Annotated in this window: 20 protein-coding genes; 16 read left to right on the forward strand and 4 right to left on the reverse strand. The window is 41.2% G+C overall.

From position 1 onward, the window contains the following. The first annotated feature begins 7 nt into the window (after positions 1-7). The 8 genes from LVQ96_06900 (at position 8) to dph5 (ending at position 8,654) form a co-directional block, all read left to right on the forward strand. The gene (locus tag LVQ96_06900; GenBank protein MCW6170882.1) at positions 8-1,747 is read left to right on the forward strand and encodes a DUF2070 family protein; all 1,740 of its coding nucleotides are present in this window, start codon (positions 8-10) and stop codon (positions 1,745-1,747) included. A gap of 279 nt (positions 1,748-2,026) precedes the next feature. Further along, a complete protein-coding gene (locus LVQ96_06905; protein ID MCW6170883.1) occupies positions 2,027-2,392 on the forward strand; it encodes a hypothetical protein in 366 nt (121 codons plus the stop codon). Between the two features lie 252 nt (positions 2,393-2,644). Then, positions 2,645-3,037, forward strand: a complete 393-nt coding sequence (locus LVQ96_06910; GenBank protein ID MCW6170884.1) for a transposase — start codon at positions 2,645-2,647, stop codon at positions 3,035-3,037. 164 nt (positions 3,038-3,201) lie between these two features. Beyond that, entirely contained in the window at positions 3,202-5,160 is a 1,959-nt protein-coding gene (lonB, locus tag LVQ96_06915; protein ID MCW6170885.1) for an ATP-dependent protease LonB, read from the forward strand. Next, on the forward strand, positions 5,045-5,605 hold the full coding sequence (locus LVQ96_06920; GenBank protein MCW6170886.1) for a hypothetical protein: 561 nt from the start codon (positions 5,045-5,047) through the stop codon (positions 5,603-5,605). The genes lonB and LVQ96_06920 overlap by 116 nt, the downstream gene beginning before the upstream one ends. 35 nt (positions 5,606-5,640) lie before the next feature. Further along, the gene (locus LVQ96_06925) at positions 5,641-6,549 is read left to right on the forward strand and encodes a carbohydrate kinase family protein (GenBank protein MCW6170887.1); all 909 of its coding nucleotides are present in this window, start codon (positions 5,641-5,643) and stop codon (positions 6,547-6,549) included. A gap of 115 nt (positions 6,550-6,664) precedes the next feature. After that, positions 6,665-7,879 carry an enolase gene (locus LVQ96_06930; GenBank protein MCW6170888.1) on the forward strand — a complete coding sequence of 405 codons (1,215 nt, stop codon included), beginning with the start codon at positions 6,665-6,667 and terminating at the stop codon, positions 7,877-7,879. A 1-nt stretch (position 7,880) separates the two neighbouring features. Continuing rightward, positions 7,881-8,654 carry a diphthine synthase gene (gene dph5, locus LVQ96_06935; protein ID MCW6170889.1) on the forward strand — a complete coding sequence of 258 codons (774 nt, stop codon included), beginning with the start codon at positions 7,881-7,883 and terminating at the stop codon, positions 8,652-8,654. On the opposite strand, the gene LVQ96_06940 is transcribed toward dph5, so the two are convergent. Further along, positions 8,642-9,241 (reverse strand): helix-turn-helix domain-containing protein, encoded by a 600-nt coding sequence (locus LVQ96_06940; GenBank protein MCW6170890.1) that lies wholly within the window; start codon positions 9,239-9,241, stop codon positions 8,642-8,644. The two genes, dph5 and LVQ96_06940, sit on opposite strands and share 13 nt — an antisense overlap. 7 nt (positions 9,242-9,248) lie before the next feature. Beyond that, a complete protein-coding gene (locus tag LVQ96_06945; protein ID MCW6170891.1) occupies positions 9,249-9,806 on the reverse strand; it encodes an Hsp20/alpha crystallin family protein in 558 nt (185 codons plus the stop codon). 432 nt (positions 9,807-10,238) lie between these two features. On the opposite strand from LVQ96_06945, the gene LVQ96_06950 reads away from it, so the two are divergent. The 4 genes from LVQ96_06950 to LVQ96_06965 are packed head-to-tail and all read left to right on the forward strand — an operon-like array spanning position 10,239 to position 13,469. After that, entirely contained in the window at positions 10,239-11,942 is a 1,704-nt protein-coding gene (locus tag LVQ96_06950; protein MCW6170892.1) for a succinate dehydrogenase/fumarate reductase flavoprotein subunit, read from the forward strand. A gap of 11 nt (positions 11,943-11,953) precedes the next feature. Beyond that, positions 11,954-12,676 (forward strand): succinate dehydrogenase iron-sulfur subunit, encoded by a 723-nt coding sequence (locus tag LVQ96_06955; protein ID MCW6170893.1) that lies wholly within the window; start codon positions 11,954-11,956, stop codon positions 12,674-12,676. Between the two features lies 1 nt (position 12,677). Continuing rightward, a complete protein-coding gene (locus LVQ96_06960) occupies positions 12,678-13,088 on the forward strand; it encodes a succinate dehydrogenase (protein ID MCW6170894.1) in 411 nt (136 codons plus the stop codon). Continuing rightward, positions 13,089-13,469 carry a succinate dehydrogenase gene (locus tag LVQ96_06965; GenBank protein ID MCW6170895.1) on the forward strand — a complete coding sequence of 127 codons (381 nt, stop codon included), beginning with the start codon at positions 13,089-13,091 and terminating at the stop codon, positions 13,467-13,469. A gap of 44 nt (positions 13,470-13,513) precedes the next feature. Here LVQ96_06965 and LVQ96_06970 read toward each other — a convergent pair whose 3' ends face one another. Continuing rightward, positions 13,514-14,080: a cytidine/deoxycytidylate deaminase family protein gene (locus LVQ96_06970; GenBank protein ID MCW6170896.1), complete on the reverse strand. Its 567-nt coding sequence runs from the start codon at positions 14,078-14,080 to the stop codon at positions 13,514-13,516. A 232-nt stretch (positions 14,081-14,312) separates the two neighbouring features. On the opposite strand from LVQ96_06970, the gene LVQ96_06975 reads away from it, so the two are divergent. From LVQ96_06975 to LVQ96_06990, 4 genes are all read left to right on the forward strand, one after another. Then, positions 14,313-15,521: a glycosyltransferase family 2 protein gene (locus LVQ96_06975; protein MCW6170897.1), complete on the forward strand. Its 1,209-nt coding sequence runs from the start codon at positions 14,313-14,315 to the stop codon at positions 15,519-15,521. Between the two features lie 87 nt (positions 15,522-15,608). Beyond that, positions 15,609-16,130, forward strand: coding sequence for a gamma carbonic anhydrase family protein (locus tag LVQ96_06980; protein ID MCW6170898.1), 522 nt, complete (start codon positions 15,609-15,611; stop codon positions 16,128-16,130). 76 nt (positions 16,131-16,206) lie between these two features. After that, positions 16,207-17,007, forward strand: coding sequence for a DNA adenine methylase (locus tag LVQ96_06985; protein MCW6170899.1), 801 nt, complete (start codon positions 16,207-16,209; stop codon positions 17,005-17,007). Between the two features lie 322 nt (positions 17,008-17,329). Further along, complete coding sequence (locus tag LVQ96_06990) at positions 17,330-18,220, forward strand: phosphoribosylaminoimidazolesuccinocarboxamide synthase (protein MCW6170900.1); 891 nt, start codon at positions 17,330-17,332, stop codon at positions 18,218-18,220. 15 nt (positions 18,221-18,235) lie between these two features. On the opposite strand, the gene LVQ96_06995 is transcribed toward LVQ96_06990, so the two are convergent. After that, positions 18,236-18,625: a hypothetical protein gene (locus LVQ96_06995; protein ID MCW6170901.1), complete on the reverse strand. Its 390-nt coding sequence runs from the start codon at positions 18,623-18,625 to the stop codon at positions 18,236-18,238. Positions 18,626-18,665 lie beyond the last annotated feature (40 nt).

Raw genomic sequence — 18,665 nt, forward strand, 5'->3', positions numbered from 1 at the left:
CACTTCATTGGTTAGAAGCAAAACTAAGGTAAAAGGATTCTCAGATCTGAGCAAAATGATCAAGCGCTCACCAAAATGGTGGCAGCTCTTGATCCTGGTGTCTGTTATTTTGGTAGTAGATTATTTGCTTATTAGAAACGTTATTTTTATACTATTCGGCATTCTTGGATCATATGCTTTGTTAATATTATTCGATGTATTTTTTATTAGAATTAGCCGTACATATTTCCCGTTTCGTAGGATTATGTACCTAGATTTTTTGGCTTTTCTTATTTCATCTGCTTTCTTCTGGATACTCTACTATTCTCGCATATTTCAGAATCTGGAAGTTATCCTACTTCTGTCTATATCCTCCGCAGCTCTTCTTCGCGTCCTAATCCTCGCCATATATTATTCGGATAAGGTTTCAAAGTTAACGATACCTACACTCAACTACACATTTTCATCAATGATAGTTCTGACAATCATCTATCACAGCTGGTATGTCCTTATTCCAGCAATAATTTCTTCAATAATATATATTGTCGCTGGCATAATTTTCATAAAAACTACAACGCATAAATTTTCAAAAGAGTACGGTGAAAGCGCAACAAAGATAATAAATCTGTTTTTAAATTATAATAACAACCATAAATATATGAACACAGGAATTAACTTTTTTTCCAAGTTGTACACGAATACGAGATCAGTGCCCGTGAAGACAATTGACGTAATTAAGAAAGATGGTGGCCGTCTCGTAACCATGGTTTTCCCCTACGTTCACCCGGGTCCGTTTGGTAAATTAGGATCAAGTGATCTTCCTATAAGATTGCAAACAAAACTTCACGAAATCCAGGCCGATCTCATGGTTTTTCACACAACAACAACAAACAGTAACAATTGTGCTGGAGAAGAAGACCTTGATGCTATTGCAAGAAGTGTAAAGAAGTCCCTCAAGAAAATGAGTTACACAACGACGATCTCTCCATTCAGAAGATTTGAGTACAACAACTTCTCTCTGGGGATTCAGAAATTTGGCAATTTTGCTTTCGGAGCAATAATACCTGAACAGACCTCATTTGATGATATAAAATTGAACGAAGGACTAAGCGTGATAAAGCATGTTGAAAGCAAAGCAGTTAAACAATTTGCTCTCATCGATGGGCAAAATTTCTTTGTAGAAAAGGGTCAGGAACTTGATAACTGCGAAGGGATGGGCCAGGCTTTTGTGGAAGAGCTCGGAATACTGTCCGCTGATTCGCCAGCTCGTTTAGGTTATTATCGCATAAATGAGCCATTACCTGATCTGGGGACAATGGGAATTCAAAGCCTTGTTACTGAGAGTAACGGCAGATTTTATGCCATTACCCTTACGGATTCCAACAACATCCTGAGAGAAGTTGTAGAGGCAGCACGAGACATCCTAAAAAATGAAATTGCGGACCTAGAGATATATACCACAGATAACCATGCATTAAACGCAAATAATCTTGATTCAAATCCACTAGGAAAGAGCAGCGAAATCAATACGGTAGTCAAGCTAATTGTTAAATCAGTGAGGCTAGCTAAAGGTAATATCGATGATGTTAAAATTGGCGCAAGTACTGTTGCAGCTAGAGTTAGAATGGGTGACGAGAATGCGTATCAGAGACTAATAGATTCTGTTTTCAGATCGCTCAAAGCTGCGAAATATTCCATTATTCTTACGATCCCATCCAGCATCGTTGCGTCAATAGCGGTTTTTAAGTTTCTATTGCCAATTTTATGAGCTACTACAATATTTAACACTTGCGAGCGAGAATTTCCCTTTCGCAAGATAGGGGATGAAAGCGAGCGAAAAGCTATGTCAATGAAATAACAAGCAAAATATATAAGCAGTCACATGTAATTACTTAAACAGCATGTTCAACGCTTACAGATTCCGAATGTACCCTAATAAAGAATAAAAGATTCTTCTGAAAAAGCACTTCGGTTCATGCCGCTTTGTTCGGGGCCATTTCCTTGATCTTCGGAATAGACAGTATGTGGAAACAGGAAAGAGGATGAGTTGCAAGAGCATGCAGTCCCTTCTCCCTTCATTGAAAAGAAGAATGAATGGCTGAGTGATGTCAATTCGCAGAGTCTTCAGGTAGTGCTTCAAAATCTTGACATGGCATATAGTAGATTCTTCAGAAATATTGCTACTTATCCTAATTTCAAGAAAAAGAAAGCTGGAGGTTCATTCACAGTCCCTCAGCATTTCTCCATCAATGACAACCATCTATCGATCCTGAAGTTCAAGACTCCATTGTGTTTCTTCATGCGCAGGAACATTGAAGGCGAGATGAGGAGTTTCACCGTGACAAAGACACCATCAGAAAAACATTATGTTTCAATACTTGCTGGGAGGGGGAAAGAATACCTGAACCTGTAGAGATTGAAGTAGTCACGTCTATTGGTATCGATGTGGGCATCAAGTCATTTTCCACTGCTTCGGACGGAATTAAAATTCACAAACCAAAGAATCTCAAAAAATCAGAAAAAAAACTTGTCTTGTTACAGAAGAGGCTATCCAGAAAGCAAAAAGGATCAAAGAATCGCAATAAGGCAAGGATAAAAGTTGCAAAGACACAGGAACATATATCGAATCAGAGAATCGATTTCCACAACAAACTCTCGGATGCGGATGTTCAATGCATACGACGCCGTAATAATGGAAGATCTGAATGTAACCGGAATGATGAAGAATCATAATCTTGCAAGGAGCATATCTGATGCAGGATGGTCCTCTTTCATGATAATGCTCAAAACCAAGGCAATGTTAAGAGGGAAGAACATAATAGAGATCGGAAGATTCGATCCTTCATCGAAGATGTGTTCAAAGTGCGGGAACATAAAGCATGATCTGAAACTATCAGATCGCACATATCACTGCAATGAATGCGATCCCATCATCGACCGTGATCTGAATGCCGCAATAAACATAAAGAAATTTGGCCTCATACAGATAGGGGTACCCACGGACAGCGGGGGAAGTTACGCCTATGGAGATATCTCTCGCGGGATGCCTGATTCGTGAAGGCATTAGCCATGTATCGTTGAAATAGGAAGCCCCCTGCGTTAGCTGGGGGAGGATGTCACCAATATGAACGGCACAAAGTAATACGTAAAAATTATTATTGCTGGTAATAATACAATATCTGTTAAAGAAAAACTTAATTAGTCATATTAAATGGGAGATACGTGGAAAACTCAACCGAAGATGTGGGCTCCTGGGTAAAGAAGTTAAATCTGGCTTCTACAAAAGACATCCAGGTTCCGAAGTTGTTATTCGATCAGGTTATCGGTCAAGATGAGGCTAGGGAAGTTGTTAAAAAAGCCGCACTTCAAAAGAGGCACGTGTTGTTAATTGGAGATCCCGGAACAGGTAAATCAATGTTAGCACAATCCATGGTGGATTTTCTTCCTAAGGATGAACTCGAAGATATACTTGTATTTCCGAATCCAGAGGATTCCAACCGTCCCAAGGTCAAGACCTTGCCTGCAGGAAAAGGTAGAGAAATCGTAAGGCAGTATCAGATAAAGGCTGAAAGAGAAAAGAAGGATCGATCGAGAAGTATACTTTTCATAGCCATTACTATTATATTCCTCGGGATAATCGGAACGATTCTATTTCACGACGATATACTTGTTCTTCTTTTTGCCGTAATGATCGCTATAATGCTCTATTTCATGTTCGCAATGACTCCTGCAATAAGAATGGAAAAGGCTATGGTGCCAAAAGTCATTGTTTCTCATAATCCAAATGATAAGCCACCGTTCGTTGATTCTACGGGTGCACATTCTGGAGCACTTCTTGGGGATGTAAGACACGATCCATTCCAGTCCGGTGGTCTTGAGACCCCTGCGCACGAGAGAGTGGAGGCGGGAAACATTCACAAGGCTAACAAGGGCGTGCTATTCGTCGACGAAATGAACCTGCTTCGTATAGAAAGCCAGCAGGCACTGCTAACAGCGATGCAGGAAAAGAAATATTCGATATCGGGTCAGAGTGAAAGAAGTGCTGGAGCTATGGTACAAACAGAACCTGTCCCTTGCGATTTCGTATTAGTGGCTGCAGGAAATCTTGACGCAATTCAGGGCATTCACCCGGCTCTTAGGTCAAGGATAAGGGGATATGGTTACGAAATATATGTAAATGACACTATGGACGACAACGAGGAAAATAGGCACAAATTGGTTCAATTCATAGCACAGGAAATCGTAAAAGACAAGAAGATTCCGCAGTTTGACGCCTCTGCAGTAACTGAGATCATGAAAGAAGCTCAGAAAAGAGCTGGAAGAAGAGGCAAACTTACACTAAGACTGAGAGAACTTGGCGGTCTTATTCGCGTAGCCGGAGACATAGCGGTCAGCGAAAAGGCAGATATAGTTACTGCAAATCATGTTCTCAGAGCAAAAGCACTCAGCAAACCCCTAGAACAGCAGGTAGCTGATAGATCCATTGAAATGAGGAAGACGTACCAGACTTTCAGAAGTGAAGGCGCATACGTGGGAATGGTAAACGGCCTCGCTGTAGTTGGCGCTAACTCAGGTATGGCGGATTACACTGGCATAGTTATGCCAATAGTAGCGGAAGTAACTCCTGCTCAACACAAGGGTAATGGTGTCGTTGTTGCAACCGGGAAACTGGGTGAAATTGCAAAAGAAGCTGTTCAAAACGTTTCTGCTGTTTTCAAGAAACTTAGTGGAAAAGACATATCGGATTTGGATATTCACATACAGTTTATTGGAACGTATGAGGGCGTAGAAGGGGACTCTGCTAGTGTATCAATTGCAACAGCTGTGATATCTGCGATAGAAAACATCCCTATCGATCAAAGCGTTGCTATGACCGGTTCACTAAGTGTTCGTGGAGCCGTTCTTCCGGTAGGCGGTGTGACTGCAAAAGTCGAAGCAGCAATAGAGGCTGGCATGAAGAAAGTAATTGTTCCTGCTGCTAACTTCAACGATATAGTTCTGGATCAGCTGCATGTCGATAAGATAGAAATCATACCTGTTTCCACTATTAGCGATGTGTGGGAAAATGCACTTACCGAGACACCGGAGAAGAATAATTTCCTGTCAAGCGTCCGAAACTTCCTTAACGTCAAGAAGATTGTTTCCGGGAAAGGCGGTGTCGCTGGATCAAACGTTGCCTAATATTGTTTTCTTTTCTTTAAAGAGATTATTGAATCAGGACCAAATTAACGATATAATCTCTTCAATTCCTACCAAAAATGGCAGCTTTTTTGTTCTGGTTGATGCTCATTCTATCAGAACGCATAAACAAGTACAAGAAGCCTATTCTCGCTCATTGAGGATTTTTGAGGAATCCAAAAAAATCTTGAAACCCGAATCTGTGTTCCTGATGCTAGTCTCTGGTGAAAGTCAGATTTCAAGGGCCATAGCAAAATCCGGCATATCTCCAACAACAAAAGAGGGGTATATTGTACACGATTTTCCCGATGGTTTCAACAACTTTCTTTCTTTACATTCTGAGATTTTTGATTTTGTTGCTGATCCAAAAATTGCGTACGATGACGTCGATTCCGACAGAGACGTTTTTTTTTCAATGCTTAAAGTACAGTTAAAACTAGGGCTATAAGGAATCATTTTTTACTCAAAAGTTATCATGAACCGATGAAAAAGAGATTTCTGGCATTTTTTGGTCATTTCAATATTGATGTTACTATACGTGTTCCCTTCTTGCCTAAGAAGGGATCTGTGAACGTAATTTCTGAAAATGAGGCATTCGGGGGCACTGCTGGTAATTTTTCTATTGTAGCTGCTCATCTGGGAATACCGTTTGTATCTGTTTCTGCAGTCTCAAGGAGATCCCATTCCGATTTTCTTCGGTATTTGAAGGAGTTAAAAGTAGATCTTACGGACATAGTTGTTCATGAAGATTCATTCGGGCCTGTGTGTTACTCCGTTTCGGATGGGGAGGAACAGGTGTACTATGTAAATCAAGGACCCATGAGCATTCCGTTCACGAAGGGGCTGAACGAGGATTGGAACAGCTTCCAGTATCTGCACTTTGGAACAGGCCCACCGGAGGATTATCTTGACATTCTCAAGAATTCACATGGAAACGTAAAAGTCTTCGATCCTGGTCAGGAAATTTCCTATCGCTATACAAATAGAATAATACTGGATTTTATCAAAGTATCGGATATCACGTTCCTGAATTCCCATGAACTCGAAATGGTAACATCGATCACTGGTGTTGAGAAGGAGGAACTTTTCGATCTCGGCAAAGTGTTCATAATAACAAAAGGGACAGAAGGCGTTGAGATCCGTAGCAGAGATAGAGTTACCAGAGTACGTTCCAGGAAAGTTTCGGACGTTTATGATACAATAGGCGCTGGCGACGCATTCAGGGCGGGTTTCTACATGGGTTTAAATGAGAATTTTGATTACACTAATGCAGCAGTAATTGGGGACATAGTTGCAAGTGAGGCAATAAGGAAGCCAATACCAAAATTCAATCTGGCACATGATGACGTTATTAAAATATTTGAAAATGAAAGAGATAACTTAATTCTTTGAATTCTGTTATAGTGTGAGAAAGTGCCAATCTCCCCGTCGCATAAGATAGAAATATATTTTGACCGGAATCGGAAAAAGCTGGTAACATTTAAGTTATCTTATTCGCTTATGTTTTATGATGGAAGTACATATTGACGAAATTAAGGCAAGAAAAGTTCTTGACTCGCGAGGAACCATTACGGTTGAGGTTGAAGTATCCGCTGGTGGGCTTACTGGAATGTGCTCGGCCCCTTCCGGCGCGAGTACCGGTAAGACAGAGGTAGCTTCATTCCCTAAGGGTGGACCAGATTCGTCATTAGAATTTTTGCAAAAGAAACTTGCTTCAAAGTTGCTTGGGTTGAACATTTTTGATCAGAGGCTTATAGATACAACCTTAATGGAAGTAGACGGAACAAAAAATTTTGCCAATGCCGGTGGCAACCTTGCGACGGCAATATCAATAGCCTGTGCAAAGACGGCCTCTTATCTACTTGGAATGCCGATGTACCGATATGTAGGTGGGGCATTCTCGGATAGTCTACCCAGACCCATGGGTAACGTCATAGGCGGTGGAAAACATTCTAAGAACGGAACAACGATCCAGGAATTTCTTGTGTCAGGTCAGGGCAAGGACTTTTTCGAGTCGATGCTAATAAATGCTCGAGTCCACCATAGAATAGGTGAGCTCCTTTCTGAAAAATTTCCTAAAGAAAGCATTGGATTGGGAGACGAAAAGGCATGGACAGCAAACGTAAGCGATCTTGAAGCCGTAGAGATAGTAAAAAGTGCAGCAAAAGAAATATCATCCGAATTCAAGAGGCCAGTTCTTCTCGGGACGGATTTTGCGGCGTCATCATTCTACGAAAAAGGAAAATACGTATACAAAAAAGGCGTAAAGAGTCGGGACGAGCAGATAGATTTCGCCAGGTCATTTTCGAAGGAATTCGGATTCTACTATATTGAAGATCCACTTGATGAAACGGATTTCGAGGGATTTGCCGAAATTACTAAGGGTGTCGGATCAAAGAGTCTTATTGTTGGTGATGATCTTTATACGACCAACCCAGATAGGATTATGAAGGGTGCAAAATTGCATTCCACAAATTGTGTTCTTATAAAAGTTAACCAAATAGGGACCCTTAGCAAAACAGCAGAAGCCGTAAAGGTGGCTTCTGATGCTGGTATGGAAACCACCGTATCACATAGGAGTGGGGAAACAACAGACGACTTTATTGCACATCTGGCAGTAGCGTTTTCCTCCAAATTTATCAAGACCGGGACAATCGGTGGCGAGAGGCTTGCCAAGCTTAATGAACTTGTCAGAATAGAGGAAGATCTCTTAAGCAGTTGATATGTTACATTTGCTTGGGACTGGCCTGAGGGGAATAAAGAGCATCACGATAGAAGAGTTAGATATCATCCTAAAGGCTGATAAGGTCTACGTTGAAAATTACACCTCAGTCTCCCCTGAAGACCTCATTTCATCATTGAAGGATCGCTATGGGATTGAAGCAGAGCCCGTTAAGCGCGATGACGTTGAAGGCGAAGAAAAAATTCTGTCTTTTGCTAGGAAACATGATATATGCGTTCTTGTTGTCGGGGATCCACTGTCAGCCACCACTCATAACCAGTTACGCCTTTCGGCCCTGAATAATGGGATAGATGTAGAATTAGTGGAGAATGCCTCGATTGTCACTACGGCGCCTGCAAAGGCCGGTTTTTTGTTGTACAAGATGGCCCCGCCGGTTTCATTGCCATTCCTGAGCGAGAAATTTCTTCCCAAAAGTATTTTATTAAAGATAAAAAGGAATCTAGAACTTGGTTTTCATACTTTAGTTCTCCTTGACCTGAAGGAGGGTAAAACAATGTACCCTGAAGAAGCAGTGCGTGGACTTATGACTCTGGAGGAAACTTACAACATAGGGGCTGTAAACGAAGACAGCATGATATGTGTTCTTTCTAACATTTCACAGCCTGGCGAAAGAATAATCTTTGACTGCGTGCGAAACCTGCTTGATTATAGAGATGAGACCTCGCCCACTGTGCTCATAATACCTTCAAAGTTAGATGATACGGAAGATAGGTTTGTAAAGGCATTTTCAAAGACAGTAAATCAACTCAAGTAAGTCTTTACTAGCGATCGTACGTAATCTTCAGGAACACTATTTTCTTCTGATACGGTCTTATAATCTAATGTGTCTACGTAATCCAACAGTAATTCTCTTGCGAAACGATCATTTACCGAGACAACAATAAAGTCATGCAAATTTGCCAGGATATGGTCCTTCTTGGCTATAAGCCTGCTTCTCTCCGTCATGAGATTTTCAATATCGGAGTTAATTTCAATTAAACTAGAAAGGAATTCCCGAAGATCGGATCTTTCTTTGATCTCTTCCTTTTTGTTCTCAACGGGAATTTCATATTTCCTTATGTCTATAAAATTTCTGGAATAATCAGCGACAAGGGTGGAGAATCCGCGAGGCCTGTATATTTTGCGAGAAGCTCCTAGTTCGCTAGGAAAGGTTCCTACAGACTCAATGAGGTTAGCTCTCTCCAGAAGATCGAGCTGTTTTATGACGGCTTGCTGGGATATGCCAACCAATCGGCTGATCCGGAGCGCATAAGATTCATCTAGAGTGAGACACCTTAGTATCTCCCTTCTAGTGTTATTGAGTATAGCGCTCACAAATTCGTCCAGGCTTGAGTCTGTCATAATTTATTCACTGTATGTTTATTTTATTTCCAGTTGCATCAGGTTTCCTGGCCTTTTCTATGGTAACATCAAGAATCCCGTTTGTAAACTTTGCAACAGTGCCGTCCGTTTTCAGATCGTAATCAAAGTCAATGCTTTTGAAGTATTTTCTCGGCCCTTCCTTTACTTCGAGTGTGACATTTCTGTCAAATACTTTGAGGTCAATGTTTTCCTTTGATATTCCTGGAAGTTCATAAGTGATGTAAACCTTGTTCTGATCCTCGTTCATGTCTGTTATGGGTTCCCTAACGTCTTTTTCTGTCACCGGGAAGTAGCGTGAAGGTTTAGATTCAGGCAAGTTGCCAAATTCCTCAAACTGAGGCTTTCCGTCGGGTCCAACTTTATAAGTAAATCCATAAACATATGGCCCGTATGTTTTGACATCTGGATCTTTAAGTAATTTACCCCAGATTCTCTTCATTCTCTCTTCGAAGCGATCGAAATCAAATCCCCAGTCATCGAAGAAATCGTCAAAGTCATTATTCCAATCAGATCCGTAATCCCTATCTTTCTTTTTTCCAACCATTCTCCTCACCTGTTGTCAACCGATTGTTGACAACTATGTATTACTAACTGGTATTTTAACCTTTTCAATAACAGTCGCCGCAGGCCCAGAGCTTGATTATGGGTATATGCAATGATAAAGAATCTGTTTCTCTGTAATTACACTAGGCGTAAGCCAAAGGTGCTGAAATCGCATGAAAATCTATACTCGCACAAAACTCTGTAAATATTGCGAATTCAATTTAGTAACCATTGGGATACCATGTGTTTCCTCTCAAAAATGATAAGCAGATTATGAAAACCTGTTCTTCACATACGTCATTAAAAAGTTATGGAAGCATGTAAAATATATAATGGAAAGATCGCTATTTTACATATGGAGGTAAAACGTTAGGTACTATTTCTGGACGAAAAAAACTTTATTTGTCGCTGATATCCTTAATCGTGATTTTACTTGGACACAATTAAAGAGGATGTAATTATCCTAGGTGGCGGCATGGCCGGTCTGAGGGCTGCTGTTGCGGCGGCTGAATATGACCCAAAGATTACCATAGGCTTGGTTTCTAAGCTTTATCCGTTGCGATCTCATTCTGTGGCTGCCGAAGGCGGAACGAGCGCAGTATTGAATCCAAAGGATAGTTTTGATCTGCATGCATATGATACGATTAAGGGCAGTGATTATCTGGGTGATCAGGACGCTATAGAGGAATTTGTTAGACTTGTTCCGGAACAGATTTACACTACGGATCATTGGGGTTGTCCGTGGAGCAGAAACGAGGACGGAACTATATCACAGAGAGACTTTGGAGCTCTCAGTTTTCCGAGAGCCGTCTTTGCTGCAGATAAGACGGGTTTTCATGTTATGCAAACGCTTTACAGCAGAGCACTCATGTATCCAAATATACATTTTTACAATGAGTATTTTGCTACCAAACTTATCGTCCAAAATAACCTCTTCAACGCCATTACCACGATAAACATAAAAACTGGAGACTTTGTGGTTTTCCAGGGAAAGTCTATAGTATTTGCCGCTGGTGGTGCCGGAAGGCTATATCAGTTCAGTACAAACGCGCATTTTGTGACTGGTGATGGTGATGGTATAGCTTACATGGCAGGAATCCCACTTAAAGATATGGAATTCATGCAATTTCATCCAACTGGGCTCGTGCCCTCAGGGATCCTCATTACCGAAGCCGCTAGGGCCGAAGGTGGTATTCTCCTCAATAGCGAGAAGAAAAGATTCATGTCAACATACGCTCCAAATAAGCTCGAAAAAGCATCCAGAGATGTTGTTTCAAGAGCTATAATGTGGGAAATAGAGGCCGGAAGAGGCATTAAAGGCGAATATGGCGATATGGAATATGTGTATCTGGATCTAACTGGCATATCAGATATCCTTGATGAAAGATTGCCAATGATAACAGAAATTGCGAAGAAGTTCAATGGAATAGATGCTCACAAGGAGCCAATACCAATACATCCTGCCGCACATTATACTATGGGCGGAATAGACACCAACGTTAAGACAACGACACTTTATTCAAATGTTTTTGCGGTCGGTGAAAATGCATGCGTGAGCATTCACGGTGCAAACAGGCTAGGTTCGAACTCTACAAATGAGTGCCTTGCGTTGGGCAACGTTGCTGGGAAAGTGGCTGCAGAATGGGCTAAGTCACACGATTTCACAAGTGTTAATACTTCGTCGGTTATGGATGAGGAAAAGAGGATCTGGGAGGACCTTCTCAAACGGAATGGAGGAGAAAATATAGCGAAGATCAGAGATGACCTAAGGATCAATCTTGATAAAAATGTTGGAGTATTCAGAACAGAAGATTTGTTGCAGCAGGGTCTTAAAAACATCAAGTCCTACCAGGAAAGATATAACAGAATAACAATAGAGGATAAATCATCCAGATTTAATATGGAGCTGCAATGGGCACTTGAGCTCGGATTTATGCTTGATCTGGCAGAGGTCATTAACATTGGCGCGATAATGAGAAAGGAAAGTAGAGGTGCACACTACAGAAGAGATTTCCCTGACAGGGACGACAAGAATTTCATGAAACATACAATAGCAACTTATTCGCTCAATGGTCCTCAGATTTCTTATAAACCGGTTGTTAAGACGAAGTGGGAGCCGACAGTCAGGTCCTACTGAGGTGTTTGTAAATGGATGAATATACTGTTGAAATAAAAAGAACGGATGCAGATGGGAAATCAAGTATGCAGACTTTTAAGGTGCCAAAGGACAAGGTTTCCACGGTCCTTGAAACGCTCTTGTATATCAAAGGCTATCTCGATCAAACCCTGACCTTTAGATACTCGTGCGGTATGGAGATATGCGGTAGTTGTGGAATGGAAATAAATGGCAAACCGCATATGGCTTGCTCGTTTGTACTTGACAATTTTAAGGAGGACAAGATAGTTATAGAGCCTCTGAAACACTTTAAGATCTTGCGCGACCTGGCTGTTGATATAGATCCATTTTTTGACAAGTACAAAGCCGTTAAGCCTTACATAATTAGAAACGACGATGGCAATTATCAGAAAGAATTGCTGCAGACGCCGAAGCAATTCGATGAATACATGGACTATTCTATGTGTATCAAGTGTGGTCTCTGCATGGCAGCGTGCCCAATTGAGGGTTCCGATGAGGATTATTTGGGTCCTGCACCTTTAACTGCAGCGTGGAGATTTATTGCCGATAACAGGGATCAAGGTAAGAAAATGAGACTTGAAATCGTCAGCGGTACTGAGGGCGCTTCCAGGTGCCACTTTGCAGGAGAGTGCACAGAGGTTTGCCCGAAAGGGGTCAATCCTTCTTTTGCGATACAAAAATTGCGCAGTTCGATGTTAGGTCTTGAATTTCAAAAGTTATTTGGGGGAAAATAAAATGGATGAAAGTGTTCGGAACCTGAATGAAGGCGTTATAGGTTGGGTGAAATTTTATAGAAAGGGCTGGAATTATTTTGCGTTTGCAATGCACAGATTCAGTGGATTGGTGATAGTTTTCTACCTCTACCTGCATCTCTTTGTTCTTTCTCATCTTCTCAGCGGAGCAGTAACTTACAACAAGCTGGTGACAACTGTGACATATGGGCCATTTGATTCGTTCCTTGTTCTTGATGTCCTACTGGCGCTGGTAATTTTCTATCACGGCGCAAACGGAATACGGCTTGCTCTCAATGAGTTTGGCTTCGGGCTTCAGAAGAATAAGGTAATGTTCATAGTGTTTGAAGGAATAGCAATGGTGGTACTTGGTGTGTTCCTTTACTATGCTTACATGTTTATAGGGGCGAGCTAAATGGAAACTGAAAACAAATATGGTGTAACCAAAAGACCAATGGGTTCAATATCAAGGATGTTTCAGGCTGGATCGGGGGTGTTCCTAATATTCTTCCTCGGCGTGCACCTTTTCGTGGCGCATATCGACTTTGGCCATCCTATTCAGTTCTTTACTCAGGTCATACAAAACCTTCGCAATCCATGGTGGCTTCTCTTCTTCATAGTCTTTGTGTGGATCATTACTTACCACGCCCTTAATGGCGTTGGCAACATATTCAAAGACACGAACATAGGAGAAAAGGGGCGTAGTTACCTAAATATTGCCCTTATTGTAGTCTACTTTGCCACATCAATCTATGGAACCATACTCTCCATAGTCGTGGCGGGCGTGCCACTCTGAGCAAAATTAATTAATTTTTTTAGTATATTATTTATCTAAAAACTTTAGTCGCTTCCCGGGATGTTGGCGTAGAAATCGCCTAACATGGCTTTTACTTCGTTTTCCGGCAACTCGAAGCGACGTAATTTCAAATCACTTTCTAATAGCATCAACTCAGCAAGTTCATCTGGATACCCCTGCGCATATATAACTTCCTGGATCTTTGCATTCATAAGCATCTTGGAGCAGACGACGCAAGGGTGGGTAGTGATGTATATTGTTCCGCCAGCTATACTGACACCGTGCACTGCTGCCTGGATGATTGCATTCTGTTCAGCATGAAGTCCACGGCAGAGTTCATGTCTCTCACCGGAAGGGACATTCAGATCATCACGAATGCAGCCAACAACATCACAATGCACGGTGCCAGAAGGTGGACCATTATAACCAGTAGATAACACGTTTCTGTCCTTAACAATAACTGCACCAACCTTTCTTCTGGTGCAGTTTGATCGTGAAGCTGCAAGAAAAGCCATTCTCATAAAGTACTGATCCCATGTCGGTTTAATGTTTTCCATACAGTCTATAACCTCATCGCGGATAAAATGTTTTCCAGTGTGATGGAATTTCACCGGTGTGCAATTAAACCTGATATATTTTAGCTATATCCAAAAAAAAAAAAAAAAACAAATTACAAAAGTGAACCTCTTAGGGAAACAGCAATACTGAATTATTAATCGGAAAAAGAATAATAACGGGATCAATCGGCTGGCTAGGTTGTAGATCGGCCTATTGACACACTCGTCCATTCATTCAGGCCGAAGAAAAACGAAATCTTAATGCGATGTACGTGATACTACACTGATGCCCATTACAATTTCAACAACGTACATAATTATCACTTCCGCAATAATAACTCTCTATTTCCCCATTGCAGTGGCGCAGACAACTTTACTCATTGCACAGTTCCGGAAGAACTCTGATAGGGTTCACAGTAAACTTAGGAAATCAAATATTGAAATGCCACCACCAATTCTGGTTCAAAAAAATTATCACAACGGAAGGAAAGTGATTGTTGTAATCACTACGAATGGTGCAAACGCGGATGTTGTGGACAAATTATTATCGATACTCAAATCATACATGCTCCCAATTCGGTTGTTTGTTATCAAGGAAGCATACGATAAGCATGCATATCCTGCAGAGGAAATCGTCGTTCCTGCAGACTATAACTGCACAAATAAATCAAGAGCGAAACTACGTGCATTACATTATGGAAGTTTATGGTTCAAGGAACATGGCATTGGCAAAGAGACTTACATTTGCCATCTGGATGACGATTCCGTGGTTTCTCGAGAATATCTCGAGTACGTATATTCAATGCCGTACGATAGCGGGCAAGGTCATATTAGATTAAGAGAGCCCGGGAGGCATTTATTCTCTACATTGGGTGATATGTGGCGAATTTCGGAGTGTGCCTCGTTCTGTGCATACTTCAATAGCAAAGGAAAGCCCATGACAGCACATGGCGAGGGAATGGTAATAAGGGCTGACGTCGAGGAGAAAATTGGCTGGGATTATGGAACTTACGGTGCAGAAGACGTGATCATGGCACAATTGATCGTGAAGAATGGATACACATTCGGGTACATACCTGGACCAATATTCATTGCACCTCCACTGTCAACAAAGGATTTCTACAAGCAGAGAAGAAGATGGATCTGGGCCATGTTATGGGCTACTCCATTCATAGAAAAAATAAACAGGAAGTATGTTTACTGGGCATTATACCGGTATGCAATCGGATGGAGCGGATTTGTCGGTTTCTTTCTTTCTTTACCTGCGTATTTTATCCATTTCCAATATTCCTATGCAATTATTGCCTTCTCAATGTTCAATACAGTCAATTACTTCTTCTTCTATCAATATGGTATATTCAAGACAAACAAGAGGTGGAGTCTGTTGATGTTTATATTGCAATACCCAGTATCGCTGTACGAAGGAGGCACAATGATATATTCTCTCCTCTTCCCGCCAAACAAAATGAAATACGATGTGATTAAGAAGATTTGAAACCTATTTCAGCAATTTTTACGTACGTAGAATTTTTATGTTCTGGAAAATCAATAATTTTTAATGATGGTGCTATCACATGCATGTATGATATTGAATTTTGAGGGTCGGGTACCACTGATCGATGAGACAGCATATATATTCCCCAATGCGACAATTATTGGTGCTGTAAAGATTGGCAAGAATGTTTGGGTTGGTCCAGGGGCTGTTCTTCGCGGAGATTACGGGGAGATTGAAGTAGGGGCTTACAGTGCGATAGAGGACAATTGCGTCGTTCATGCCAGACCAGGTGAAAAGACGACAATAGGTGAGCATGCAACAATAGGACATCTTTCTGTCATACACACGGGGAGAGTTAATGACTGGGCGGTAGTTGGAATGAATGTCACAATCTCAGATTTTTCACGCGTCGGTGTCTGGTCAGCCATTGGGGAAGGTGCAGTAGTTAAAAGTAATCAAGAAATACCCGATGAAGCCATTGCAGTGGGTGTCCCTGCTAAAGTAATCGGGAAAGTTTCGGAAGAATACAAAAGGCTGTGGACAGACTATAAACACAATTACAACACGTTTTGCCAACGCTATAAATCCAATCTTACCGCAATGGAGTAAGCATATTTCCACGATAATTCCAATCTTTTTTTTGTTGTGTCTGGTGTATATTTAACCTTCGGGTTAGAGTGTAAAAATGTATCTAAAATTGATGAAATACCCCGGTTCAAAAACGGTGCTGTTGCCAGAAATAAAGCGTTTATTTCATCTCTCTGGTTCTAACATGCTAGTCGATGTTTTTGGCGGTTCAGGTCTGGTATCCCTGAACCTTGGGGCGCAAAGGACAGTGTATAATGACATAGACGCAAAACTTGTTAATATCTTCACTGCAATTCAAAACGATCCAGAATTAATCAAGGCCATGCTTTACGAAGTATTAAAATTTGTTAGCACCGAAGATAGAAATAAGATGTCATTTCGTGGGTGGTTATTAGCGAACAGCATGTATCATGGTCGTAAACTTGAGCTTATAGAGAGCCTTTATCTATATACGACAGGATTCGGAGGCATGGGCAGCACTTATGCAACGAAGAACGAAAAATCAAAGGGGGCATTCATCAAGAAGACATTAGCGAACTTTGGAAAAATTCAGGCATCAGTGCATTCATGGAGTATAGAAAATCTAGATTTCAGGAAGTTGTTCGAGAAATATCATTCTTCAGAGGCATTCTTTTACCTCGATCCTCCTTATTCCGAGAAAGCCTGGTATAACTATAACTTAGCAAGAAATGATTATCTTGATCTTAAGTCTATACTGTTTAAATTGGGTCAGCCTTATCTTATGAACATCGACCTTATGGACAAAGAACTCCTGGATATTTTTGAGAAACCCAAGTTCGTAAGAAGATACGCAAATGAAAACGGAAAGCCAGGGCGCGTAAACGATCGTATGAAGGCGTTTTACACGAATATTCCTGGAACGGGCGGAAATTTATAGAAGATTTAAATTTCATTTCCTGGTGCCAATTCATCACTTTCTCGCCACAGCTAGTAAATCTAACTCCAAAATTGCCCTGTCAGCTCCAAGAAAACAAAGATTGGAAAACAACTGAAACATTTTGCTTTACTCGGGAACCTATGCAGAGGCGCGTGTCTGCAAAGCTATGCAAAACTTCAGGTGTAGTGCAACTTCATGATCAGTAAAACTTGTACCGACCAGGTTAGGCCTCCCTTTGAGCCTATCCCAGACTCCGAAGAATATTGGCTTGTTGGATCCCGAGTCCGCATAAGATAAATATCCATATCAAGCATCTCCATCTATGCAACTAGTCAGAAAAGGGAAGGTAAAAGATGTCTACGACGAAGGTAAGACTTTGCTGTTCAAATTTTCCAATAGGATATCTGTCTTTGACAAGATAATTCCGAACGAGGTCCCGGAAAAGGGGGCGTCACTGTGCAGGACATCTACGTTTTGGTTCAAAATGGTGAAGGATCGTTTGGGTTTTCCAACACATTTCATTGATATGCCGGAAAGAAACCAAATGAGGGTTAAGAAGTATCAGGTCCTTTCAAGAAAACCAATTCCGGAGGATAGCAATTACCTAATTCCTCTGGAATTTGTCACCAGGTATTACGTGGCTGGGTCTTTGTTTGATAGATTGAAAAGCGGTGAGATAAAGTTTCAGGATCTTGGATTTTCGAAGTTCCCGTCATACGGTGATAAGCTGCCTCATCCATTCTTCGAAAGCACCACTAAATTTGAAAAATTCGATCGCCCTGTATCCGCATCTGAGGCCTGTGATATAAGCGGTCTTACACCATCGGACCTTGAAAAGATAAGAAACGAAATTTACAGAATAGATGAGGAAATCAACTCAACCGTATATTCAAGAGGGCTTATCCATGTAGACGGAAAGAAGGAATTTGCCCTTGACGAAGAGAGAAATCCGGTGCTTGTCGATACATTCGGCACTGCTGATGAAGATCGTTTCTGGGACAGGGAGAAATACGAGGCCGGAACTCAGGAAGAGTTCAGCAAAGAAATGGTCAGGCAATACTACCGCTCGATTGGTTATCACAAAGCGCTTTATGATGCCAGAAAGAATGGTACAAAGGAGCCAGATATACCACCACTGCCTGAAGATATGGTTCGTTCTGTAACTACCCTTTACACTGGCTTGTACGAAAAAATTACGGGGATGAAATGGTGAATATATTCTTCATTTTCAGTCTACGTTGCTCTGGGTTTCTATAAAGTGCCATAAAGCGTGTTCTAAGTGGTACGTCCATAGCGCTTCAGGTATTTCATTAAACGCTAGTTGTGGTTTCTGGAAAAACGATTCAGTGTTTGAGTCGTCTGGGCTTTCAATCCAGGGTGATACCCCAAGCCTTATAGTTAGTGACAAACCATTCTCACTTATTACAATCGTGTATGCCTTATCTCTTCCCAGTATCGTTCTGTATATACCACCCTTTGTAGCCTGCACAATGTTTCCATGAACAGATTTGTATTCGTGAGTCCTAAAACCTTCTTCCGCGAAAAAACTAACTATTTCGCGTGATAGTTCGTCATCACTCTGCTTCTTCGTGAAGTAATCTCTCTGTGTATATCTCATAAACTACCTCATGTGCAATTTGTTATTATTTTTTCCCAAT

It is taken from the genome of Thermoplasmatales archaeon, assembly GCA_026127925.1.
In the GTDB taxonomy this organism is placed as follows: domain Archaea; phylum Thermoplasmatota; class Thermoplasmata; order Thermoplasmatales; family Thermoplasmataceae; genus JAKAYB01.